The 23,179-nt window shown below is 70.8% G+C and carries 23 protein-coding genes; 20 read left to right on the forward strand and 3 right to left on the reverse strand.

Annotation, left to right across the window (positions count from 1 at the left end):
- Positions 1–92 precede the first annotated feature (92 nt).
- From asnS to kynU, 14 genes are all read left to right on the forward strand, one after another.
- Positions 93–1,493, forward strand: a complete 1,401-nt coding sequence (asnS, locus tag ACE3Q2_RS11130) for an asparagine--tRNA ligase (protein ID WP_374474053.1) — start codon at positions 93–95, stop codon at positions 1,491–1,493.
- Between the two features lie 7 nt (positions 1,494–1,500).
- On the forward strand, positions 1,501–1,797 hold the full coding sequence (locus ACE3Q2_RS11135; protein ID WP_231694018.1) for a hypothetical protein: 297 nt from the start codon (positions 1,501–1,503) through the stop codon (positions 1,795–1,797).
- 10 nt (positions 1,798–1,807) lie between these two features.
- A complete protein-coding gene (locus tag ACE3Q2_RS11140) occupies positions 1,808–2,137 on the forward strand; it encodes a hypothetical protein (protein ID WP_231694019.1) in 330 nt (109 codons plus the stop codon).
- 2 nt (positions 2,138–2,139) lie between these two features.
- On the forward strand, positions 2,140–2,775 hold the full coding sequence (locus tag ACE3Q2_RS11145; RefSeq protein WP_374474055.1) for an FMN-binding negative transcriptional regulator: 636 nt from the start codon (positions 2,140–2,142) through the stop codon (positions 2,773–2,775).
- A gap of 4 nt (positions 2,776–2,779) precedes the next feature.
- Complete coding sequence (locus ACE3Q2_RS11150) at positions 2,780–3,568, forward strand: SDR family oxidoreductase (RefSeq protein WP_374474056.1); 789 nt, start codon at positions 2,780–2,782, stop codon at positions 3,566–3,568.
- Positions 3,569–3,578: 10 nt separating this feature from the next.
- Positions 3,579–3,863, forward strand: coding sequence for a PilZ domain-containing protein (locus ACE3Q2_RS11155; RefSeq protein ID WP_231694022.1), 285 nt, complete (start codon positions 3,579–3,581; stop codon positions 3,861–3,863).
- A gap of 42 nt (positions 3,864–3,905) precedes the next feature.
- Positions 3,906–4,721, forward strand: a complete 816-nt coding sequence (gene nei / locus ACE3Q2_RS11160; protein WP_374474057.1) for an endonuclease VIII — start codon at positions 3,906–3,908, stop codon at positions 4,719–4,721.
- A gap of 143 nt (positions 4,722–4,864) precedes the next feature.
- The gene (locus ACE3Q2_RS11165) at positions 4,865–6,310 is read left to right on the forward strand and encodes an aldehyde dehydrogenase (protein WP_374474059.1); all 1,446 of its coding nucleotides are present in this window, start codon (positions 4,865–4,867) and stop codon (positions 6,308–6,310) included.
- A gap of 4 nt (positions 6,311–6,314) precedes the next feature.
- Positions 6,315–6,977, forward strand: coding sequence for a carbonate dehydratase (can, locus tag ACE3Q2_RS11170; protein ID WP_231694025.1), 663 nt, complete (start codon positions 6,315–6,317; stop codon positions 6,975–6,977).
- Positions 6,974–7,405 carry a RidA family protein gene (locus ACE3Q2_RS11175; RefSeq protein ID WP_043801257.1) on the forward strand — a complete coding sequence of 144 codons (432 nt, stop codon included), beginning with the start codon at positions 6,974–6,976 and terminating at the stop codon, positions 7,403–7,405. The genes can and ACE3Q2_RS11175 overlap by 4 nt, the downstream gene beginning before the upstream one ends.
- Before the next feature lies 1 nt (position 7,406).
- A complete protein-coding gene (locus ACE3Q2_RS11180) occupies positions 7,407–7,931 on the forward strand; it encodes a 3-hydroxyanthranilate 3,4-dioxygenase (protein ID WP_231694026.1) in 525 nt (174 codons plus the stop codon).
- Between the two features lie 3 nt (positions 7,932–7,934).
- Positions 7,935–8,894, forward strand: coding sequence for a sodium-dependent bicarbonate transport family permease (locus ACE3Q2_RS11185; protein ID WP_374474060.1), 960 nt, complete (start codon positions 7,935–7,937; stop codon positions 8,892–8,894).
- A 24-nt stretch (positions 8,895–8,918) separates the two neighbouring features.
- Positions 8,919–9,926 carry an amidohydrolase family protein gene (locus ACE3Q2_RS11190; RefSeq protein WP_231694028.1) on the forward strand — a complete coding sequence of 336 codons (1,008 nt, stop codon included), beginning with the start codon at positions 8,919–8,921 and terminating at the stop codon, positions 9,924–9,926.
- Positions 9,923–11,209: a kynureninase gene (kynU, locus tag ACE3Q2_RS11195; protein ID WP_374474061.1), complete on the forward strand. Its 1,287-nt coding sequence runs from the start codon at positions 9,923–9,925 to the stop codon at positions 11,207–11,209. Before ACE3Q2_RS11190 ends, kynU begins: the two co-directional genes overlap by 4 nt.
- A gap of 96 nt (positions 11,210–11,305) precedes the next feature.
- Here the strand turns inward: kynU and ACE3Q2_RS11200 are convergent, their stop codons facing one another.
- Entirely contained in the window at positions 11,306–14,215 is a 2,910-nt protein-coding gene (locus ACE3Q2_RS11200; protein ID WP_374474063.1) for a Calx-beta domain-containing protein, read from the reverse strand.
- Positions 14,216–14,343: 128 nt separating this feature from the next.
- Between ACE3Q2_RS11200 and ACE3Q2_RS11205 the strand changes: the two genes are divergently transcribed.
- The 6 genes from ACE3Q2_RS11205 to ACE3Q2_RS11230 all read left to right on the forward strand — a co-directional run bounded on the left by ACE3Q2_RS11205 (position 14,344) and on the right by ACE3Q2_RS11230 (position 21,338).
- A complete protein-coding gene (locus ACE3Q2_RS11205; RefSeq protein ID WP_231694031.1) occupies positions 14,344–15,696 on the forward strand; it encodes an NAD(P)/FAD-dependent oxidoreductase in 1,353 nt (450 codons plus the stop codon).
- On the forward strand, positions 15,693–17,126 hold the full coding sequence (gene sbcB / locus ACE3Q2_RS11210; RefSeq protein ID WP_231694032.1) for an exodeoxyribonuclease I: 1,434 nt from the start codon (positions 15,693–15,695) through the stop codon (positions 17,124–17,126). Before ACE3Q2_RS11205 ends, sbcB begins: the two co-directional genes overlap by 4 nt.
- Positions 17,123–17,806 (forward strand): DUF2461 domain-containing protein, encoded by a 684-nt coding sequence (locus tag ACE3Q2_RS11215; protein WP_374474065.1) that lies wholly within the window; start codon positions 17,123–17,125, stop codon positions 17,804–17,806. The genes sbcB and ACE3Q2_RS11215 overlap by 4 nt, the downstream gene beginning before the upstream one ends.
- Before the next feature lie 221 nt (positions 17,807–18,027).
- Positions 18,028–18,885, forward strand: coding sequence for a hypothetical protein (locus ACE3Q2_RS11220; RefSeq protein WP_374474068.1), 858 nt, complete (start codon positions 18,028–18,030; stop codon positions 18,883–18,885).
- 3 nt (positions 18,886–18,888) lie between these two features.
- Positions 18,889–20,112, forward strand: a complete 1,224-nt coding sequence (locus tag ACE3Q2_RS11225; RefSeq protein ID WP_374474066.1) for a DUF4785 domain-containing protein — start codon at positions 18,889–18,891, stop codon at positions 20,110–20,112.
- Positions 20,113–20,189: 77 nt separating this feature from the next.
- Positions 20,190–21,338 carry an MFS transporter gene (locus tag ACE3Q2_RS11230; RefSeq protein ID WP_231694036.1) on the forward strand — a complete coding sequence of 383 codons (1,149 nt, stop codon included), beginning with the start codon at positions 20,190–20,192 and terminating at the stop codon, positions 21,336–21,338.
- On the opposite strand, the gene ACE3Q2_RS11235 is transcribed toward ACE3Q2_RS11230, so the two are convergent.
- Positions 21,335–22,261: a 5'-nucleotidase gene (locus ACE3Q2_RS11235; protein ID WP_374474067.1), complete on the reverse strand. Its 927-nt coding sequence runs from the start codon at positions 22,259–22,261 to the stop codon at positions 21,335–21,337. The two genes, ACE3Q2_RS11230 and ACE3Q2_RS11235, sit on opposite strands and share 4 nt — an antisense overlap.
- 44 nt (positions 22,262–22,305) lie before the next feature.
- Positions 22,306–23,082 carry an NAD kinase gene (locus ACE3Q2_RS11240; protein ID WP_231694038.1) on the reverse strand — a complete coding sequence of 259 codons (777 nt, stop codon included), beginning with the start codon at positions 23,080–23,082 and terminating at the stop codon, positions 22,306–22,308.
- Between the last annotated feature and the right edge of the window lie 97 nt (positions 23,083–23,179).

Below are 23,179 nucleotides of genomic sequence, written 5' to 3' on the forward strand. Positions count from 1 at the left end.
GGCGGACAGTATATCGACGCTGCGCTTGCACGCGCCTGCGGGTATCCTTGCCCTCTTCACCAGATTGGCCCGTCCGGGCAGGGATTCAAGGCATGGCAGTGGTCAGCGTGCAGCAGGCGCTCTCGGGCTCGGTGGCCCCGGGCAAGGAAGTCACGGTCCGCGGCTGGGTGCGCACCCGGCGCGACTCCAAGGCCGGGCTGAGCTTCGTGAACGTGAGCGACGGCTCCTGCTTCGCCCCCATCCAGGTGGTGGCCCCGGCAGACCTGCCGAACTACGAAGACGAGGTGAAGCGCCTCACCGCGGGCTGCGCCGTCGTCGCCACCGGCACCCTGGTGCCCTCGCAGGGCCAGGGCCAGGGCTTCGAGCTGCAGGCCACGGCCATCGAGGTGAGCGGCTGGGTGGACGACCCGGAAACCTACCCGATCCAGCCCAAGGCGCACTCGCTCGAGTTCCTGCGCGAAGTGGCGCACCTGCGCCCGCGCACCAACCTGTTCGGCGCGGTCACCCGCATCCGCCACTGCCTGGCCCAGGCCGTGCACCGCTTCTTCCACGAGCAGGGCTTCTACTGGATCAGCACGCCCATCATCACCACGTCCGACGCCGAGGGCGCGGGCCAGATGTTCCGCGTCTCCACGCTGGACATGGCCAACCTGCCGCGCGACGGCAAGGGCAACGTGGACTTCAGCCGGGACTTCTTCGGCAAGGAAACCTTCCTCACCGTGTCCGGCCAGCTCAACGTCGAGGCCTACTGCCTGGCGCTGAGCAAGGTCTACACCTTCGGGCCGACCTTCCGCGCCGAGAACTCGCACACCACGCGCCACCTGGCCGAGTTCTGGATGATCGAGCCGGAAATCGCCTTCGCCGACCTCAACGACGACGCCAACCTGGCCGAGGCCTTCCTCAAGTACCTGTTCAAGGCGGTGCTCGAGGAGCGCGGCGACGACATGGCCTTCATCGCCGAGCGCGTGCAGAAGGACGCCATCATCCGCCTGCAGGCCTTCATCGACGCGCCGTTCGAGCGCATCGACTACACCGAGGCGGTGTCGCTGCTGCAGAAGTCCGGCCACAAGTTCGACTACCCGGTGGAATGGGGCCTGGACCTGCAGACCGAGCACGAGCGCTGGCTCACCGAAGTGCACGTCGGCCGCCCGGTGGTGGTGATGAACTACCCCGAGCAGATCAAGGCCTTCTACATGCGCCTGAACGACGACGGCAGGACCTGCGCCGCGATGGACGTGCTGGCCCCGGGCATCGGCGAGATCATCGGCGGCAGCCAGCGCGAGGAGCGCCTGGACGTGCTCGACAAGCGCATGGCGCAGTTCGGCCTCGACCCGGCCCACTACCAGTGGTACCGCGACTTCCGCCGCTATGGCACGGTGCCGCACGCCGGCTTCGGCCTGGGCTTCGAGCGCCTGGTGGTCTACACCTGCGGCCTGGCCAACATCCGCGACGCCATTCCCTACCCGCGCGCCCCGGGCCTGGCGACGTTCTGAACCGGCCATGGAAACGGGCGCCGGTTCGCTGCTGATCTTCCTGTTCCTGGGCCTGGCCGGTTCGGCCGGGCCGGCCCACTTCGGCTTCCGCGTGCTGGCCTTCCGGCACCAGCTCGACAAGGGCATCGCCTTCGCGCCCGGCACCGGGGACGGCGGCTGGGGCTACAGCTGGTGGCTGATGCGCTGGCAGCACCGCGCGGCCAAGGACCCTTCCCTGAACTTCTTCGGCGGCATCGCCGCCGGCAGCGGCTGGCTCACCCTGGCCGGTACCGCCGGCCTGCTGGTGCTGATCGGCCTGCAATGAGGACGCACCCATGAGCGAAGACACCCCGCACGACAACGACCAGTGGTGGCTGGCCGCCCTGCCCCGCATGCTGGTCTGGTCGCGCCTGCGCGTGCTCGACAGCGGCGTGGCCGAGGTCTTCGACTGCGACGGCCGCATCAACGTGTACGAGAGCGAGGACGTGGCCCGCGCCGCGCTGATGGACGCCGAGTTCCGCGCCCTCGACGGCATGGACGCCGAGGACGCCGAGGCCTGGGGCCTCGACCTCGAGGAGCTCGAGCCACCCCGCGGCGAGGACGACGAGGACCTGCGCGAGCGCATGATCCAGCCGCTCAAGAACCCGCTCACCGGCCGCGACTGAGCATGTACCGCCCGGGCGCGTTCGCCGAAACCGACCTCGCCGCGCTCGACTGGCTGCTGGCCCGCGACGCCTTCGCCACCCTGGTCACCGTGGACGGGGGCCAGCCCTTCGCCACGCCCCTGCCGGTGCTCTACGCCCGCGACGGCGACACGGTGGAACTTCGCGGCCACTGGTCGCGCGCCAACCCGCAGTGGCGGCATGGCGGCGGCGCGCTGGTGATCGTGCACGGCCCGCAGGCCTACATTTCGCCGGGCTGGTACCCGGACAAGCTGGAAAACAACCGCGTGCCGACCTGGAACTACGCCACCGCGCACCTGCGTGGCCGGCTGGAGATCCACGACGAACCCGAATTCCTGGCCGCTGTTGTGGCGGATCTCAGCCAGCGCCACGAGGACGCCGTCGGCAGCGGCTGGCGCTACGAACCCGACAACCCGGCGCACGTGGCCCAGCTGCGTGGCATCGTCGGCTTTCGCCTCCGCGTCGAGAGCGTGGAGCTGAAGTTCAAGCTCAACCAGAACCACCCCGCCGCCAACGTGCGGGGCGCCGCGGCCGCGCTGGCCGCCAGCACGCGCGAAGGCGACCGCGAGGTGGCCGCGCTGATGCTCGACCGCCTCGCGCGGCGCGGAAAAGGGGACTGACACTATGGAATTCGCGCTGCAGGGCAAACACGCGCTGGTGTGCGGCGGCTCCGAGGGCATCGGCCTGGCCGCCGCCGAGGCGCTGGCGGCGATGGGTGCCGACGTGACCGTGCTGGCGCGCCGCGCCGGCCGCCTGGCCGAGGTGGCCGCGGCGCTGCCTCGGGTGCACGCGGCGCAGCGCCACGGCTTCCTGGCCGCCGACGCCGCGGATACCGACGCGCTGGGCGTGGCCGTGGCCGGCCTGTGCAGCACGCACCCGGTGCACGTGCTGCTCAACAACACCGCCGGCCCGCCGGGCGGCCCCGCCCACCTGGCCTCGCCCGAGGCCTACGCCACCGTGTTCCGCCAGCACCTGCTGGCGGGCCAGGTGCTGGTGCAGGCCGTGCTGCCGGGCATGCAGGCGGCCGGCTGGGGCCGCATCGTCAACGTCATTTCCACCTCGGTGAAGGAGCCCATCCCGAACCTCGGCGTGTCCAACACCATCCGCGGCGCGGTGGCCAGCTGGGCCAAGACGCTGTCGGCCGAACTGGGCCCGTTCGGCATCACGGTCAACAACGTGCTGCCCGGCTACACCCGCACCCAGCGCCTGGACCAGATCCTGGCCGAGCGCGCGGCCGCCACCGGCAAGCCGGCCGAGGACATCGCACGCGGCATGCTGGCCATCGTGCCGGCCGGGCGCTTCGCCGAACCGGCGGAAGTGGCCGCGGCCATCGCCTTCCTGGCCTCGCCGGCCGCGGCCTACGTCAACGGCGTCAACCTGCCGGTGGACGGCGGGCGGACCAAGTCGCTCTGAGCGCCCGGCCATGAGCGAGCACCGTTTCGCGCCCCGTGTCCCCTTCGCCGCCCGGGTCATGGTGATCCGCGGCGACGATGCCTGGCTGGGCGAGGTGGTCGACCTTTCCGAAGGCGGCTGCGGCCTGTTCCGCCCCGAGGGCTGCGTGCTGGACGTGGCGGAAGTGGTGCAACTGGTGTTCTTCGAGGAACCCGGCCCGGCCGTGCTGGTGGGCGCCCGCGTGGCGCGCCTGCAGGGCGGCACGCTGGGCTTCGAGTACCACGAGCCGCAGCAGGTGCCGCCGGTGCGGCGCTGAGCCGACACGCGCCCTGCACGGCCGCTGCGCCAGGCTTGCCGCATGCCTGAAGGTCCCGAGATCCGCCGCGCCGCCGACCGCCTCGCCGAGGCCGTGGTCGGCCGCCCCCTGGCCGCCGCCTGGTTCCACTTCCCGGAGCTCAAGCGCCACCAGAAGACCCTGGTGGGCCGCACCATCACCGCCATCGAGCCGCACGGCAAGGCGTTGCTCACGCATTTCGACCACGGGCTGAGCCTGTACTCGCACAACCAGCTCTACGGCGTGTGGAAGGTGGCCGCGGCCGGCGAACGGCCCACGGAAGGCGCGCGTTCGCTGCGGGTGGCGCTGGAGACCGACGAGCGCGCCATCCTGCTCTATTCGGCCTCCGACGTGGCCATGTGGAAAACGGCCGACCTGCCCCGCCACCCCTTCCTGGCCAAGCTCGGCCCCGACGTGCTCGACGCCCGCCTCACCGCCGCCGAAGTGGCGAAGCGGCTGCAGGACCCGCGCTTCGCCGGCCGTTCGCTGGTGGCGCTGCTGCTCGACCAGGCCTTCCTGGCCGGCATGGGCAACTACCTGCGCTCGGAAGTGCTGTTCGTGGCCGGCATCGCGCCGGGGCGACGGCCGGCGGAGCTCAGCGCGGCCGAGCGCAGGCGCCTGGCCAAGGCCCTGCTCGACGTGCCGCGCGCCAGCTACCGCACCCGCGGCATCGAGCCCGCGTCGGGCATGAAGAGCGACTACCTCACCGACACGCCGGCCGGCTTCCGTTTCCAGGTGTTCGACCGCGAGGGCGAACCCTGCCCGCGCTGCGGCGACGTGGTGGTGCGCCAGGAGCTCGGCAGCCGCCGCCTGTACTGGTGCCGCCACTGCCAGCATTAGATCTGGCGCACTGCCCGCCCCCTGTAGGAGCGGCTTCAGCCGCGAAGCCTTTCGCGAGGACCGTCGCGGCTGAAGCCGCTCCTACAAGGGAATCGGGCTCCCGACCTGTCCGTACGGAGGCAGGCGCGGGTAAGCTTGCAGGCATGAGCCTGCGACTGAGCCACCTGATCGGCGGTGACGCCCGCTCCGCCTCCGGCGGTGGCTGGCTGGAGGTTTACGAGCCGGCCACCGGCCAGCCCTGGGCCGCCTGCCCCGACGGCAGCGCCGACGACGTGGCCGCCGCCGTGGCCGCCGCCAAGGCCGCCTTCCCCGCCTGGTCCAACCTGCCCGCCGCCGAGCGCGCCGCCTGGATGAACCGCCTGGCCGACGCCCTGGAAGCGCGCCTGGACGACTTCGCCGCCGCCGAATCGCGCGACGTCGGCAAGCCGCTGTCGCTGGCGCGCAACCTCGACATCCCGCGCGCCGTCACCAACCTGCGCTTCTTCGCCGCCGCCGCCACCCAGTTCGCCAGTGAATCGCACGCCGCGCCCGGCGTGGTGCATTACACCCTGCGCCAGCCGCTGGGCGTGGTGGCCTGCATCAGCCCCTGGAACCTGCCGCTCTACCTGTTCACCTGGAAGTTCGCGCCCGCGCTGGCGGCCGGCAACACCGTGGTCGGCAAACCTTCGGAAGTGACGCCGGTGACCGCCTGGATGCTCGGCGAGCTGGCGCGCGAGATCGGCTTCCCGGCCGGCGTGTTCAACATCGTGCAGGGCCAGGGCGCCCGCGTCGGCCAGGCGCTGGTGGACCACCCCGACGTCAAGGCCGTCAGCTTCACCGGCAGCACCGCGGTGGGCACGCGCATCGCCGAAAGCTGCGCGCGTTCGCTCAAGAAGGTGTCGCTGGAGCTGGGCGGCAAGAACCCCACGCTGGTGTTCGTGGACGCGCCGCGCGAAAAGCTGCTCGACACCGTGCAGCGCTCGGCCTTCCTCAATTCCGGGCAGATCTGCCTGTGCGGTTCGCGCCTGCTGGTGGAGCGCAGCTATTACGACGAATTCCGCGACGCCCTGGTGGCGCGCGCCCGCAGCCTGGTGGTCGGCGACCCGACGGACGCCGCCACCCAGCTCGGCCCGGTGGTCTCGAAGCCGCACTTCGACAAGGTGATGGGCTGCATCGAGCTGGCCCGTGCCGAAGGCGGCCGCGTGCTCTGCGGCGGCGAGGCGGTGAAGCCCGCAGGCCGCTGCGCCGACGGCTGGTTCGTCGCGCCCACGGTCATCGAGGGCCTGGGCCCGCGCTGCCGCACCAACACCGAGGAAATCTTCGGCCCCGTGGTCACGCTGCAGCCCTTCGACACCGAGGAAGAGGCGCTGGCGCTGGCGAACGCCGCGCCCTACGGCCTGGCCGCCAGCGTCTGGACCCGCGACCTGGGCCGCGCCCACCGCCTCGCCGGCGCCATCGAGGCCGGCGTGGTCTGGGTGAACACCTGGATGAACCGCGACCTGCGCACGCCCTTCGGCGGCGTGAAGCAGTCCGGCATCGGCCGCGAGGGCGGCCAGGAAGCGATGCGCTTTTTCACCGAAGCCAAGAACGTCACCATCGACCTGGGATGAGCCCATGCCCCTGAAGGAACTGCTGGACAAGAACCGGGAATGGGCCGCGAAAGTGCGCGCCGAGGACCCGCAGTTCTTCAAACGGCTCTCGCAGCTGCAGGCGCCCAAGTACCTGTGGATCGGCTGCTCGGACTCGCGCGTGCCGGCCAACCAGATCACCGGCCTGGAGCCCGGCGAGGTGTTCGTTCACCGCAACGTGGCCAACGTGGTGGTGCACACCGACCTCAACTGCCTGAGCACCATCCAGTACGCGGTGGACGTGCTCAAGGTCGAACACATCCTGGTGGTGGGCCACTACGGCTGCGGCGGCGTGCATGCCGCGCTCACCGGCACCCGCGTGGGCCTGGTGGACAACTGGCTGCGGCACGTCAACGACGTGGCGCAGAAGCATTCACCGATGCTGGCCGAGGTCGAGCTCGAGGCCCTGCGCCACGCCCGCCTGTGCGAGCTGAACGTGGTCGAGCAGGTGGTGAACGTCTGCCAGACCACCATCGTCCAGGACGCCTGGGCCCGCGGCCAGCAACTCAGCGTGCACGCCTGGGTGTATTCGCTGCTCGACGGCCGCGTGCGCGAGCTGGGCATGGGCGTGGACTCCCCCGAGGAGCTGCCGATCGCCTACAACCTGGCCATGACCCACATCCGCGGCAAGCTCAAGGACGAAGCATGAGCGACATCATCCGCACCGACACCGCGCCGCGCCCGGTGGGCCTGTACCCGCACGCCCGCCGCGTGGGCCAGTTGCTGTTCCTCTCCGGCATCGGCCCGCGCACGCCGGGCAGCAATGCCATCCCGGGCAACGTGTACAACGCCGCCGGCCGGCTGATCGACTACGACATCGTCACCCAGTGCCATTCGGTGTTCGCCAACGTGCGCGCCGTGCTCGAGGCCAGCCAGTGCCGCTGGGACTGGCTGGTGGACGTCACCGTCTACCTCACCGACATGCAGCGCGATTTCCAGGCCTACAATGCCGTCTGGGCCGAGTATTTCCCCGACATCAACAAGGCGCCCTGCCGCACCACGCTGGGCATCACCGCCCTGCCCACGCCGATCGCGATCGAACTCAAGTGCGTGGCGGCTTTCCCGGAGGCACGCTGACATGCTCACTCCCGCCTTCAACCTGCAGCAGTGGATCGACGAACACCGGCACCTGCTCAAGCCGCCGGTGGGCAACAAGTGCATCGTCGACGGCGACTTCATCGTCATGGTGGTCGGCGGCCCGAACGAGCGCACCGACTTCCACGTCGAGGAAGGCCCGGAGTTCTTCCACCAGCTCGAGGGCGAGATGGTGCTGAAGGTGCAGGAGGACGGGAAGGTCCGCGACATCCCCATCAAGGCCGGCGAAGTCTTCTACCTGCCGCCCTGCGTGCCGCATTCGCCGCAGCGGATGGCCGGCGGCATCGGCCTGGTGATCGAGCGCAAGCGCCGCGCCGGCGAGAAGGACGGGCTGCTCTGGTACTGCGAGGGCTGCAACCACCCGCTGTACTCCGAGTACTTCGAGCTGGTGGACATCGAGAACCAGTTCCAGGCCGTGTTCGACCGCTTCTACCGCTCGCGCGAGCACCGCACCTGCAAGGCCTGCGGCCACGTGAACCCGGCGCCGGCGAAGTACGACGCGGGCTGAGCCATGTCCGTCGCCACCGAGCTGCTGGCCGCCAACCTGCTGTCCCCCGTGGTCCTGGCCTTCGGCCTGGGCCTCGTGGCGCGCGCGCTGCGCAGCGACCTGGAAATCCCGCCGGCCATCCAGGCCTACCTGTCGCTGTTCCTGCTGCTGGCCATCGGCCTCAAGGGCGGCGTGGCCCTGCGCCAGGACCCGCCCGACAACCTGGGCCTGCTGCTGCTCGTCACCGTGCTGGCGGGCATCGCCACCGCCGCCTCGGCCTACGTGGTGGCCCGGGCCTGGCTGCGCGACGCGCCGCTGCAGGCCGGCGCGCTGGCGGCGCACTACGGCTCGGTGTCGGCAGTCACCTTCATCGCCGCCCAGCAGTTCGTCGAACGTACCGGCGGCCAGCCGGTGGAAGTGCTGGTGGCCCTGGTGGTGGCGCTGGAGATCCCCGCCATCCTGCTGGGCATCGGCCTGGCGCGCGGCGGCGGCCGCCCGAGCTGGCCGCAGGTGCGCGAAGTGCTCACCGGCCGCACCGCGGTGCTGCTGCTGGGCGGCCTGGCCATCGGCGCCATCGCCGGCAAGTCCGGGGTGAAGGCCGTGGACGCCATGTACTTCCAGCTGTTCCAGGGCATGCTCATGCTGTTCATGCTCGACATGGGCCTGGTGGCGGCCGGCCAGCTGCGCCAGCTGGGCCGTGGCATGGCCCGGCTGCTGGTGTTCGCCACGGCGGTGCCCTTCGTGCACGGCCTGGCCGGAGTCGGCATCGGCCACGCGCTGGGCCTGGGCGAAGCCGGCGCCACCGTATTCGGCGCCATGCTGGCCAGCGCCTCCTACATCGCCGCGCCGGCCTCGGTGCGCGCCTCGCTGCCCGGGGCCGACGCCGGCCGCTGCATCACCGCGGCGCTGGGCCTGACCTTCCCCTTCAACCTGGCGCTGGGCATCCCGGCCTACGCGGCCTTCGCAGGCTGGCTGGGCGCCTGAGCGGCGCGGGCTAGAATGGCGCCCATGCTCAAGATCGACACCCACGCCCACTACCTGCCCCGCACCTGGCCGAACCTGGCCGAGAAGTATGGCGACGCCCGCTTCCCGGTGATCCACCACGAGGACGGCCGGGCGCGCATCTACAAGGACGGCAAGTTCTTCCGCGAGATCTGGTCCAAGACCTGGGACCCGCGCGAGCGCATCGCCGACTACGCCAAGTTCGGCGTGCAGGTGCAGGTGATCAGCACCGTGCCGGTGATGTTCAGCTACTGGGCCAAGGCCCAGCACGCGCTGGAGCTGCACCAGGCCCTGAACGACCACATGGCCGAGGCCTGCCGCGAGCACCGCCGCCACTACGCCGGCATCGGCACCGTGCCCATGCAGTCGCCGCGCCTGGCCATCCAGGAGCTCGAGCGCTGCATGGAGCAGCTGGGCCTGCAGGGCGTGCAGATCGGTTCGCACATCGGCGAATGGAACCTCGACGCGCCCGAGCTGCAGCCCTTCTTCGAGGCCGCGCAGGACCTGGGCGCGGCCATCCTGGTGCACCCCTGGGACATGATGGGCGCCGAGTCGATGCCCAAGTACTGGATGCCCTGGCTGGTGGGCATGCCGGCCGAGCAGAGCCGCGCCGCCTGCGCGCTGATCTTCGGCGGCGTGCTCGAGCGCTTCCCGCGCCTGAAGGTCTGCCTGGCCCACGGCGGCGGCAGCTTCCCCTACACCATCGGCCGCATCGAGCACGGCTTCAACATGCGCCCCGACCTGGTGGCCACCGACAACCCGCACAACCCGCGCAAGTACCTCGACCAGCTGTACTTCGACAGCTGGGTGGCGGACAACCGCGCGCTGCGCTACCTGCTCGACACGGTCGGCACCTCGCGGGTGATGCTGGGTACCGACTACCCCTTCCCGCTCGGCGAGCAGGAGCCCGGCGCCGGCATCGCCGCGCTGGGCCTGCCGCCCGCCGAACAGGCCCGGCTCTACCACGGCACCGCGCTGGAATGGCTCGGCCTGCCCCACGCGAGGTTCGAATGAGCGAGTCGCTGCACGACGTCCCGGCGGAGGCGCTGGACGCCGCCGACCCGCTGCGCCACTTCCGCGACGAGTTCCTGCTGCCGCGCCACGGCAGCGGCGAACAGGCGTATTTCTGCGGCAACTCGCTCGGCCTGCAGCCGCGTGGCGTGCGCGACGCGCTGCTGCAGGAGCTCGACGACTGGGCCGCGCTGGGCGTGGAGGCGCATTTCCACGGCCGCCACCCCTGGATGCCCTACCACAACGAAGTGCGCGAGGGCCTGGCGCACATCGCCGGCGCGCTGCCTTCGGAAGTGGTGGCGATGAATTCGCTCACCGCCAACCTGCACCTGCTGATGGTGAGCTTCTACCGGCCCACGGCGGAGCGCCCGGCCATCCTGATCGAAGCCGGCGCGTTTCCCTCCGACCGCCATGCGGTGGCCGCGCAGATCCGCTTCCACGGCTTCGACCCGGCCCGCGACCTGATCGAACTCGAGCCCGACGAGCCCAACGGCACCATTTCCCTAGCCGCCATCGACCGCGTGCTGGGCGAACACGGCCACCGCATCGCCCTGGTGCTGTGGCCGGGCGTGCAGTACCGCACCGGCCAGGCCTTCGACCTGGCGGCCATCACCCGGCTGGCGCAGGCGCGCGGCTGCCGGGTGGGCTTCGACCTGGCGCACGCCGCCGGCAACCTGCCGCTGGCCCTGCACGACAGCGGCGCCGATTTCGCCGCCTGGTGCAGCTACAAGTACCTCAACTCCGGCCCCGGCGCCGTCGCCGGCGCCGTCGTGCACGAGCGCCACGCCCGCGCCGACCTGCCGCGTTTCGCCGGCTGGTGGGGCCACGACCAGGCCACGCGCTTCAAGATGGGCCCGGAATTCGTGCCCACGCCCGGCGCCGACGGCTGGCAGCTGAGCAACCCGCCGATCCTGGCGCTGGCGCCGCTGCGGGTGTCGCTGGAGCTGTTCGGCCGCGCCGGCCTGCCGGCGCTGCGCGCCAAGTCGGAAAAGCTCACCGCCTACCTCGAGGCGCTGGTGCTGGCGCGCCTGCCGCACGTGCTGGAAATCGTCACGCCTTCCGAACCCGAACGCCGCGGCTGCCAGCTCTCGCTGCGCGTGCGCGGCGGCCGCGACCAGGGCCGGGCGCTGTTCGAACACCTGGTGGCCCAGGGCATCGTCGGCGACTGGCGCGAGCCCGACGTGATCCGCATCTCGCCGGTGCCGCTGTACAACCGCTTCAGCGACGTGCGCCAGTTCATCGCCGCGGTGGAATGCTGGAGCGGAAGCACAGGCCCGGCGGCATGAGGTTCCGCCCACCGGGCGACGTATGAGGCAGGACGTGCGGGTCGCAATGGCGTCCACGACACCTCAGCGTAGCGCCGGTCGGGGGCGCCCTGTGGATCAGGGTGCGCACCCTTGCGAGGCCCCCAGGGGCGTTACCTCCTCGTCCGCACTCCACGCTCCGGGGACACCCTGCGCATACACCGCGTCGAGACTGACGGAGGCAAGCCGCCCCGCCGCGAAGCGCCGTCCCAGCACGCCCACCGTATGCCGTACCGGCGGCCCGGTGCGCTCGCACAGCGGGCAATCGCCGCTGAGCTGCCACAGATCCAGACTGGCCTGGGCGTCGCCGAATCCGTTTCGCTCGGCAGAGAGGAATCGCGGCACGCCGCGGCCGTCATAGACGAAGGCCGCGTAGTACTCGTAGTTCGGGAACAGCTGCACGCTGTAACCGGTGCCTGCCCGCGCCGGATTGAACCAGTGGCCGCTGGCATCCACGGGCAGGCCGGCGAGGCCCGGGCAGCCCCGCCCCAGGGCCTGCATCGGTTCGGAGCCGGATTCGCCATCGAGCGTGTATGTGAACTGGAAGGCGTCTGCCGCGGTGGGTGTCACCTGGGCCCAGCCCACCGGCGTCAGCCGATTGTGGGTGCCATACCACGCCGCCCGATAGATTGCGCCCTTCCACAAGCCATCGCCGCCCGGGGCATCGCCCTGCAGGTAGTACCAGGTCGCCGAGCCGTCCTGCAGATAGGTGTACCAGAGGCCGGCCCAAACGCTGCCGGCAGGATAAAGGAAGACACCATGGCCACCGCGTGCGGGGTTGAAATAGCTGCCCGGCCGAACGACGGGGCTGGTGCTTTCAATCGTCGCCGTAAGGAATCCATACAGCGTCGTCGAACTGCTGTTGACGAGCGTGAAGTGGTAGCGGCCAGGGACGAGCTGGGGCCCGCTTAGCTCCCAGGACTTGCTGTAGGAAGGATCGAGATCCGAGTAGATCGCCTCAGAGGGCGGCGGGGTGCCAGCGACCACTGGCCCGCCATCGAAGTCGCGTCGGGCCACGTGGAAGCCCAAGCCATTTCCGCCGGCGTCCAGGTTTACGCTGAGCCTGCTGGCTCCCGCCGGAACATCCAGGAAAAAGCCCTCGTGCTTGCGGCCGCTGTAGATGACGGCCTCGTGCTCGAGGCCACTCTCCAACGGCTGCGGCAGGAAGGTGAGGGCTTCGGCCGGGCGGGCCACCCGGACGGGGAAATCACCGATGCGCTCGTCGCCGTCGTAGATTGTCACGAAGGCGGTGCCGTCCTCGCCGGGCAACAACTGGTCGATCCAGCTCACACGGACGGGGAAGTGCTCCCCTGCCTTGACGACCACCGGACCCGTCGCAGCCAGCTGCCGATGGTCCACCTCGAGCGGCACCCCCGTGCCATCGAACAGCACGTTCTGATCCCCGAGAAAGCGGTTGACGGCCATCACCCAGTACTGGGTGCTGCCCGTGCCCCGGGCGAGGTCCAGGGTGATTTCGCAGCGCTCCTTGTCGGTGCCCTGCGTCATGGCCGAGCTGCAGAGCAGGTTGTGGGGGCCTGCCTCGGTGGCCGGGCCATAACCGACGTACAGGTCGACATCTCCCAGTTCACCCGCTGCTTCGATCACGACCCGCCACGGACCCGCCGAGGGGGTCGAAGGGGCGTAGTCGTGGAAGGATCCGTCCCACACGGTCGTGTCGCCCCGCGCATTCCACGGAGTGCTTCCCCAGAGGTCCGGCGGGTTCTGGTCGATCTGCACCCGGCCCTGGAATATTCCGCTGAAGTACGCGTATCGGAAGGGCGAAGCCACGTATCCCAGCGCCGACATGTCCTTGTGGGCCCGCACACCGACATCGATGAAGCCGCCACCGGCCGTCGTGGTCTCGACTTGAAGCGAGGGCCGGATCAGGATCTCGACGTGCGCTTGCCGGCAGTTGCCGCCGGCGTTGCAGAGCTCGTAGATCAGCCGGTCGGAGCCGGATGCGCCTGCCGCCAGCGTGTAGCGGAGGGTCTCCCCGACCGCCGACGCGCTGCCGAGTACCGGTGGCCGGAGCACGCTGAGCGTCCGTCCACCAGCGGGTACAGGACCGAGATCGTCGTTCGCCAGCACCTCCAGCGCCGTGGCGCCGCTGCCCATCTCGATTTCGAATCGATCGTCTTGCAGTCCGGAGCGATGCAGTTCGGGATCGTTGTCCAGGATGGTGGCGACCCCCAGGGACCGGTCGGCCATGGCACCGGAGACATCGCTGACCGACAGGCCGAAGGTCTCGTCGCGCTCGTGGCGGAGATCGGAGGACACGGGGACCCCGACGGTCGCCGTGGTGGCACCCGGCGGAATCTCGACCTGGACCTGCATCGGCAGGTAGTCCACGCCTCCCTGCGCGCTCGACCCACTGGGGCCGCTGCGCCTGGCGCTGGCGGAGAACCGCACCGGTGCGTTCCACGGCTTGTCCAGCCGGACGGTAAAGGCGGCGACCGCGGGCTCCACGTCGCCTTCGGCGACCGTCACATCCTCGACCCTCAACCGGGGGGGAGCGCTCGGGCCGTCATCCGTGAGGATGACCACGTCCCTTTCCAGCGTCGTGGGAGTGGCTCCCTGGATGTCGTAGAAGGTCAGCCGGAAGCGCTCGTCGTCTTCGACGTCCAGGTCGCCGAAGAGCCTGACCGGAATGTAGGCGTAGGCCTGGCCTGCGGGCAGCACCAGGCCGACCTGGTCGATGGCTTCGTAGTCCTCTCCGGCACGAGCGGACAGGTCCGAGGACCGGACCGAAAAGCGGATGTCGGCGGGCGCGGGGATGGTCGACTGCAGGACCACCAGAAATTCCCGCGAATCCGAGTCGAGTTCGCGAAGTCGTGACTCGGCCGTGGAGAAGAACAGCCCTGGCACGGCATCGGAGGTGTCGGACCCCGTGCTGGCGCGCGCCTGCGGCGCCCCCACCACCACGGCAGCCACCAAGGCCAAGCTTTGCAGCGCGGGGCAAACCCGCGCTGCCATGAGCATATTCAGCATCGGATTTCCTCGGGACCGGCCAGCCCGGGCGCCAAACAGGGGCGCACCAAAACAAGCGGCCGCAGTGATGACCTGACCAGGAAAATAGCCCAGAATCGGGCTCTGTTCCAACCTGTTCGATCGCCCTTGTGACGCCATCCAAACCCCTGACGATCGTCGGCGCCGGCCTCGCCGGTGCCCTGCTGGCCACCCTGCTGGCCCGGCGCGGCTGGTCGGTGGACGTGTTCGAAAAGCGCCCCGACCCGCGAGCGCGCGGCTACGAGGGCGGCCGTTCGATCAACCTGGCGCTGGCCGAACGCGGCCTGCATGCGCTGCGCCTGGCCGGCCTGCAGGACGCGGTGATGGCGCAGGCGGTGATGATGCGCGGCCGCATGGTGCACCCGCTGGGTGGCGAGTCGCAGCTGCTGCGCTACGGCCGCGACGACAGCGAGGTGATCTGGTCGGTGCACCGCGGCCGGCTCAACGTGGCCATGCTTGACGCCGCGGAAGCCGCTGGCGCGCGCCTGCACTTCAACCAGCGCCTGGAAAGCGTCGACTTCGACGCCCGCCGCGCCCGCTTCACCAACGACCACGACCGCGTGCGCCGCGAGCACGACTTCACCGTGCTGCTGGGCTGCGACGGCGCCGGCTCGGGCCTGCGCGCGGCCATGGCACCGCTGGTGGCGCTGGGCGAACGTTTCGAGCCGCTGGGCCACGGCTACAAGGAACTCGAGATCCCGCCGGCCGCCGACGGGGGCTTCCGCATCGAGGGCAACGCCCTGCACATCTGGCCGCGCGGCGGCTACATGTGCATCGCCCTGCCCAACACCGAGCGCACCTTCACGGTCACGCTGTTCCTGCCCAACGAGGGCGAGCCCAGCTTCGCCACCCTGCCCGACGTGCACGCCGCGCGCGCCTTCTTCGAGCGCGACTTCGCCGACGCGCTGCCGCTGATCCCCGACTTCGACGCCGACTGGACCAACAACCCCACCAGCGGCCTGGGCACGCTGCGGCTGTCGAACTGGCGCCTGGACGACCGCGCCGTGCTGCTGGGCGACGCCGCCCACGCCATGGTGCCCTTCCACGGCCAGGGCATGAACTGCGCCTTCGAGGACTGCGTGGCGCTGGACCAGCACATCGCCGGGGCGGCCGATTTCGGCGCCGCGTTCGAGGCCTTCGAGGCCGAGCGCCGGCCGAACGCCGAGGCCATCCAGGCCATGGCGTTGGAGAACTACGTCGAGATGCGCGACCGCGTGGACGACGCCGACTTCCTGCTCCAGCGCGCGCTGGAGCGGGTGCTGGCCGAGCGCCACCCGGGCCGTTTCGTGCCGCGCTATTCCATGGTGAGCTTCCTGCGCACGCCCTACGCCACCGCCTTCGGGCGCGGCAAGGTGCAGCGCGAGATCCTGGTGCAGGCCACGCGCGGCCTGTCGCGCCTGGACGAGGTGGACCTGGCCGCCGCCGACGCCGCGGTGCTCGCGCGCCTGGCGCCGCTCGGATGACCCCCAGCCTGCTCTGGTACGACCTCGAGACCTTCGGCCGCGACCCGCGCCGCACCCGCATCGCGCAGTTCGCGGCCATCCGCACCGACCTCGATCTGAATCCGGTCGGGGAGCCGGTCAGCCTGTTCTGCCAGCCGGCGCTCGACCTGCTGCCCTCGCCCGGCGCCACGATGATCACCGGCATCACGCCCCAGCGCGCGCTGGCCGAGGGCCTGCGCGAAGCCGAGTTCATGGCGCGCCTGCACGAGGAGCTCAGCCAGCCCGGCACCTGCGCGGTGGGCTACAACTCGATCCGCTTCGACGACGAGTTCGTGCGCTTCGGCCTGTACCGCAACTTCTACGACGCCTACGAGCGCGAATGGCGCAACGGCAATTCGCGCTGGGACCTGCTGGACGTCCTGCGCCTGGCCGAGGCCCTGCGCCCCGAGGGCCTGGCATGGCCCCAGCGCGACGATGGCGCCCCCAGCTTCAAGCTCGAGCACCTGGCCGAGGCCAACGGCGTGCGCGAGGGCGACGCCCACGAGGCGCTCAGCGACGTACGCGCGCTGATCGGCCTGGCCCGCAAGTTCAAGGCGGCCCAGCCGCGGCTCTGGGACTACGCCTTCGCCCTGCGCGACAAGCGCAAGGTGGGCGCCCTGCTCGACGTGGCGAACATGACGCCGCTGCTGCACATCTCCTCGCGCTACCCGGCCAGCCGGCACTGCGCGGCGCTGGTGGCGCCCATCGCGCGGCACCCGCGCATCGAATCGCGGGTCATCGTCTGCGGGCTGGACGAGGACCCGGCGCGCTGGACCGCGCTGGCGCCGGACGAGATCGCCGACCGTCTGTACACGCCGGCGGCCGACCTGCCCGAGGGCGAAACGCGCATCCCGCTCAAGGAAGTGCACACCAACAAGTGCCCGGTGCTGCTGCCGCTGGCGCACCTGCGCGAGGCCGATTTCGAACGCCTGGGCATCGACCGCGAGGCCTGCCTGGCCCGCGCCGCCGCCCTGCGCGAAACCCCGGGCCTGGCCGAGCGCGTGCGCCAGGTGTTCGCCGCCGAACCCACGCGCGAACCGGCCGACGCGGACGCCGCGCTGTACGACGGTTTCCCCTCCGACGCCGACAAGCGCCTGTTCCCGCGCGTGCGCAGCGCCCCGCTGGCCGAACTCGACGGGTACGGCCCGCGCTTCGACGAGCCGCGATTCGCCGAGCTGCTGTTCCGCTACAAGGCCCGCAACTGGCCCGAGGCCCTGGGCGCCGATGAACGCGCGCGCTGGGACGACTACCGCCGCACGCGCCTGTCCGGGACCACGCTCAGCGAATACGACTTCACGACGTATTACGCCGAGATCGCCACACTGCGGGCCGAGAACGAACCCGGCCCCCGGCAGGCCTGGCTGGACGCCCTGGAGGCCTGGGGCCGCGACCTGGAGCGATCCCTGGCATGAGTGCCTACTTCAGCGACAAGACTTTCAGGTTCCTGCGCGCGCTGGCGCGCAACAACAGCCGCGAGTGGTTCAACGAGCACCGCGGCGAGTACGAGCAGCACCTGAAGGAACCCTTCCAGCGCCTGGTGGCCGACCTGGCCCCGGACCTGCTGGCGATCAGCCCGCACTACCGCGCCGACCCGCGCGGCACCGGCGGCTCGATCTTCCGCATCAACCGCGACACCCGCTTCTCCAACGACAAGACGCCCTACAAGACCTGGGGCGGCGCGCGTTTTTTCCATGCCCGCAGCAAGCAGGTGCCGGCGCCCTCGTTCTACCTGCACGTGCAGCCGGGAAACTGCTTCCTGGGCGGTGGCATCTGGCACCCCGAGCCCGACGTGCAGCGCAAGATCCGCAACTTCCTGGTCGACAACCCCGCCGGCTGGCAGGCCGTGGTGCAGAAGCCCGCGTTCAAGCGGCGCTTCGAAATGTGGGGCGACACCCTGACCCGCCCGCCCCGCGGCTTCCCCGCCGACCACCCGCTGATCGAAGACCTCAAGCGCAAGGACTTCACCGCCGGCGAAGCCCTGGAAGACGCCACCGTGCTCGGCCCGCGCCTGCGCCAGGCGGTGGTGGCCGGCTTCACCGGCCTGGCGCCGCTGGTGGACTACCTGTGCGCCGCGCTCGACCTCGAGTTCTGACAGCGCAACGCTACCAATCCGGACAGCCCGACAGCGCACCTGTACCCGGTTCAGCCTGAACGGCCGTACGCTGCCGCATTGCAGCATCGAAATGTGTTGACCATCACGGATTTGGCCGTAGTGTGAACGGCCATACGCCGGCGCAGGGGAGCGCCGGTTTCCACCGGACGTGGCGACGCAAGGACGGGGAACCGCGTTTCGCATCGAATTCCTGGGGAGGGATCGTGCGCTATCTACTCTTGGCTGCCCTCGCAGCCGCTTCAAGCGTGTGCAACGCGAACACCGGCGTGGCCTTCGTACACGGCACGGGCAAGCAGACCAACGCCACCGCCGACTACTGGACGTCCACCTTCGTCAACAACGTGCGCGGCGGCCTGCCGAATTCGGCCAACTACGTCGTCATCAACTGCGACTTCACCAAGTACATGTGGGACAGCGCGGCCGCCGGCTGCCTGGCCGGCCAGCTGACGACCTTCATCAACGGCAAGGGCATCACCCGCCTGATCGTGATCACCCACAGCAATGGCGGCAACGTCATGCGCTGGATCATGTCCAACCCCACCTGGGACAGCCGCTACCCGAACATCATCGCCAAGACGGTGCGGGTGAACGCGCTGGCGCCCTCGTCCGCCGGCACGCCGCTGGCCGACGCGGTGATCAGCGGCAACGTGTTCGAAGGCGCGCTGGGCTGGCTGCTCGGCTACCAGAACGACGCCGTGCGCATGCAGCAGACCAGTTGGATGGCCAGTTACAACGCCAACTACCTCTACGGCACCAGCGGCCGCCCGGCCCTGCCCAAGACCTTCCGCAGCGTCGTCGGAACCGACGTGGACTCGGCGATCTGGGATTCCGACAGCTACTGCGGCGGCTACGCCGAGAACGTCGGCCTGGAGACCACGCAGAACTGGCTGGCCTCCTGCTCCGACGGCTTCCTCAACTGCTCCAGCCAGTCCGCCGCCGGCACCGTGTGGTTCCAGGACAAGGCGCGCATGCGCGGCTCCGAGCCGCTGAGCCACAACCAGAGCCGTCGCGCCTGCTTCGGCCTCGACACCATCCTCCGCACGGACATGGGGAGCTGAGCCATGAAAAAGACCCTGATGTCCTGCCTGGTGGGCCTGGCCCTGGCCACCACCGCCCACGCCGGCACCCTGCTGCCGCCCGGCGCCAACGACCAGTCGCCGTCGCAGCTGCGGGCCGCGCCCCTGCCCGCCGGTGAGTTCGAACGCCAGCCGGTGTCCTTCGCCTGGGCGCTGGACCCGAAGGCCGCGCTGGAAACGCCGGCGCCCTTCATCGCCGAGAGCCGCGAGTACTGGGACGTGGTCGAGGCCGGCGAGATGAAGGCCGGTGTCGCCATCGACACCACCGCGCCCGGTGCGCTCATCCGCATCAGCCCGGTGGCGATGGAGAAATCCGGCGCCGTCGAGCCGGCCGAGCTGCGCGTGTTCAAGGACGGCCGGCTGATCGACGAGCCGCGCTCGTTCCAGCAGCGCGCCAACGCCAAGCAGCTGCAGGAAGCCGGCATGGATGTGCCGGACGGTTCGGCCATCGTGCAGCTCGACGAGCGGCTCGGCCAGGGCCGCTTCCAGCTGCAGATGCCCAAGGCCGGCGGCCGCTACCTGGTGCACGTGTACGAGCCCAACAGCGACGTGGTGCTCAAGGCCCAGGCCCAGCGCGCCCGCCTGCTGGCCGGCGAGGTGGTCGAGGTCGCGGCCCAGCTGCGCCAGGGCGAGGCGAAGATCGGCGGCGGCCAGCTCGAGGGCCAGCTGGTCTCGCCCTCGGGCCAGGCCTACCCGCTGGTGTTCGCCGGCGAAAAGGCCACGGCGCAGGTGCCTTTCGATGCCGACCCGGCGCCGGGCCTGTGGGAGGTGCAGCTCTTCGCCGGCGGCCAGGCGAAGGACGGCCTGGTGCAGCGCGATGCCCGCACCGCCATCGAGGTGAGCCGCCCCACCGCCAGGCTTGGCGGCGGCTACGCCTTCGACCCGGCGGCGCTGCGCTTCAGCCTGCCGGTGCAGGTGGCGGCCCCGGGCCGCTACGAAGTGCGCGCCACCCTGTTCGCCACCGGCCCCTCGGGGCTGGCCGAACCGGTAGCGGTGGCGCACTCGGCGAACTGGCTCGATCCCGGCCAGCGCAAGCTCGACCTGGCCTTCGGCCCGGACAAGCTGCCGGCGGGTTACGGCGCGCCCTACGAGCTGCGTTTCCTGGAACTGAAGGACCAGGTGCGTCTGGGCACGCTCGACACCCGTGAGCTGGCCCTGCGCGAGGCGGGCCGCCCGGCCCCGGTGCGCGAGCGCCGGCTGGAGCGGTAGTTCCGGCCGCCGGCCAAACCGGCGATGATGGAGGGGCCGGGCCTTCGGGTCCGGCCTTTCTTTTTTGGCCGCCCCCGATGGACCCTTCGCTGCGCCGCTACGCGGTTTTCTATTTCTTCTATTACGCCGCGTTGGGCGCCTACACGCCCTACATCGGCCGCTGGGTGGACGCGCTGGGTCACGGCGGTTTCGTGGTCGGCGGCATGCTGGGGCTGTGGTACGGCACGCGCATCATCGCCCCGCCGGCCTGGGCGGCGCTCACGGGCCGCAGCGCGCGGCCGGGCGAATGGTTCTTCGCCGCCTGCGTGGCCACCCTGCTCTGCTTCGCCGGCTTCCTGTTCACCGAACAGGCCTGGCCGCTGCTGGCGGTGATGGCGGTGTTCGGCCTGTTCTACAACGCGGTGATGCCGCAGTTCGAGGCGATGACGCTGACCGCGCTGGGCCCGCGCCCGGAGCTCTACGGCCGGCTGCGGGTCTGGGGCTCGATCGGCTTCCTGTGTGTGGCCGGCAGCTACGGCGCGCTGATGGACCGCGTCGGCGCCACCTGGTTCCCGTGGCTGGTGCTGCCTTTGTTCGCGGGCATGGTGGCCGCGGCCTGGCCGCACCGTGGCGACAAGCCGCCGGAAACCGCGCCGGGCGTGGCCGAGGCCGGGCACCTGTTCAAGCGCCCCGGCGTGCGCCGCTTCCTGCTGGTGGCGCTGCTGATGCAGGTGGGCTTCGGGCCCTTCTACGTGTTCTACACCCTGCACCTGCAGGCGGCCGGGCATTCGGGCGCGGCCATCGGCGCGCTCTGGGCCATCGGCGTGCTCATCGAAATCATGATGTTCTGGCAGGCGCCGCGGCTGATCGCCCGCTTCGGCGCCGGGCCGCTGCTGATGGCCTGCCTGGGCGTGACGGTGCTGCGCTGGGCGCTGGTGGCGGCGTTCGCCGAATCGTTCGCGGTGATGGCGCTGGCCCAGGCCACGCACGCGCTGAGCTTCGCCACCTTCCACGCCTGCTGCATGCGGCTGATCTCGGACTATTTCCCGGGCCGGCGCGCGGCGGCGGGCCAGAGCCTGCTCTACGGCTTCAGTTCCGGCGTGGGCGGCGTGCTGGGCGCGGGCCTGGCGGCGCTGGCCTGGGAAAGCGCCGGTGGCGGCCCGCTGGCCTTCGCGCTGGGCGCGGCGGTGACCGCGCTGGCCTGGGGCGTGTACGCGCTGCGGCGCCCGGCGCCGGCCGCCGCCTAGCCTTCGTTGGTGACGCCGTAGGGCACGTGGCCGGTGGCGACGTGGCGGCGGGCGTTTTCGACGTTGTGGCGGGAGTCGTCGAAGAAGATGTCGGCGCCGAAGGTTTCCAGGAACGGACCCTTGTCGCGGCCGCCCAGGAACATGGCCTCGTCCAGGCGCACGCCCCACTCGCGCAGGGTGAGGATGACGCGCTCGTGGGCCGGCGCCGAACGCGCCGTGACCAGGGCCGTGCGCAGCGGCGAGGCCTCGCCCGGCGGGAAGGCCTGCTGCAGCTCGTGCAGCGCGGCCAGGAAGCCGCGGAACGGCCCGCCCGAGAGCGGTTCGCCGGCGCGGGTGGCCTCGTTGTGGTGGAAGGCGGCCAAGCCGTCCTGCTGCGACACGCGCTCGGACTCGTCGCCGAAGATTACCGCGTCGCCGTCGAAGGCGATGCGCAGCTGGTCGTGCCGGTGCTCCGGCGCCTTGGACGGCAGGATGGTGGCCGCGGCCACGCCGTGTTCGAGCGCGCTGCGCACCGAGTTCGGGTTGGCCGACAGGAACAGCTGGGCGCCGAAGGGCCGGATGTAGGGCCAGACCTCGGCGCCGCTGGTGAACACCGCGCGCACGATGCCCAGGCCGTAGTGGCGGATGGAGTTGAAGATGCGCAGGCCGGTGTCGGAGGAATTGCGCGAGAGCAGCACCACCTCCACCCGCGGGGCTTCCGGCGGCGCGCCGGCGTTGAGCGCCAGCAGCTTCTGCACCAGCGGGAAGGCGATGCCCGGCGCCAGCACTTCCTTTTCCCGGCTGCGCTGGAACTCGGCGTAGGCCTCCAGGCCGCTGGCCTGGAACAGCGCGTGGCTGTCCTCGAGGTCGAACAGCGCCCGGGCGGTGATGGCCACCACCAGGCGCTGGGCGGGCGTTTCGGGGGGCTGGGAGAGCGGGCTCATGGCGGCATTATGGCCGGTCGCAGTCTCACCGGGCGCGACGCGCCTTAGGTGGTGAACTGCTCGTTGAGGATGCGTTCCTCGAGGTTGTGCTCGGGGTCGAACAGCAGGGTGACGGTGCGCTCGCCGGCCTCCCGCACCTCGATCTCGGCCACGTCGCGCACCTCGTGCGAATCGGCGGTGGCGCTGACCGGGCGCTTGTGGCCGTCGAGCACCTCGATGCGCACCACGGTGTCGGAGCGCAGCAGCGCGCCGCGCCAGCGCCGGGGCCGGAAGGCGGCGATGGGCGTGAGCGCCACCACCTGCGAACCCAGCGGCAGGATCGGGCCGTGGGCGGAGAAGTTGTAGGCCGTGCTGCCGGCCGGGGTGGCCACCAGCACGCCGTCGCAGACCAGCTCCTCGAGCCGCACCTGGCCATTGAGCGAGATGCGCAGGTGCGCCGTCTGCCGCGTCTGCCGCAGCATCGACACCTCGTTGTAGGCCAGCAGCCGAACCGTGGCGCCGGATTCGCTGGTGGCGGTCATTTCCAGCGGCCGCAGCACGGCCGCCTCGGCCGCGTGCAGGCGCTCCACCAGGCTCTCGGGCCGGTGCTGGTTCATCAGGAAGCCCACGGTGCCCAGCTTCATGCCGTACACCGGTTTGCCCAGCGCGCCGTGGCGGTGCAGCGTGTGCAGCATGAAGCCGTCGCCGCCGAGCACGCACAGCACGTCGGCGTCCTCCGGCGGGCAGTCGCCGAAGACCTTGGCGAAACCCTGTTTGGCCGCCTGGGCCTCGGGCGTCGAACTGGCGAGGAAGGCGATGCGCGGCTGGGCAGGCAGGCTCATGGCCGGGAGCATAACGCAGGCCCGCCGAAAATCGCATGCCACAAGCCCCGGCCCCTTGTAGGAGCGGCTTCAGCCGCGAAGCTCTTCGCGAAAAGCT

Origin of the sequence: Arenimonas sp. (genome assembly GCF_041913985.1) — a bacterium.
GTDB lineage: Bacteria > Pseudomonadota > Gammaproteobacteria > Xanthomonadales > Xanthomonadaceae > Arenimonas.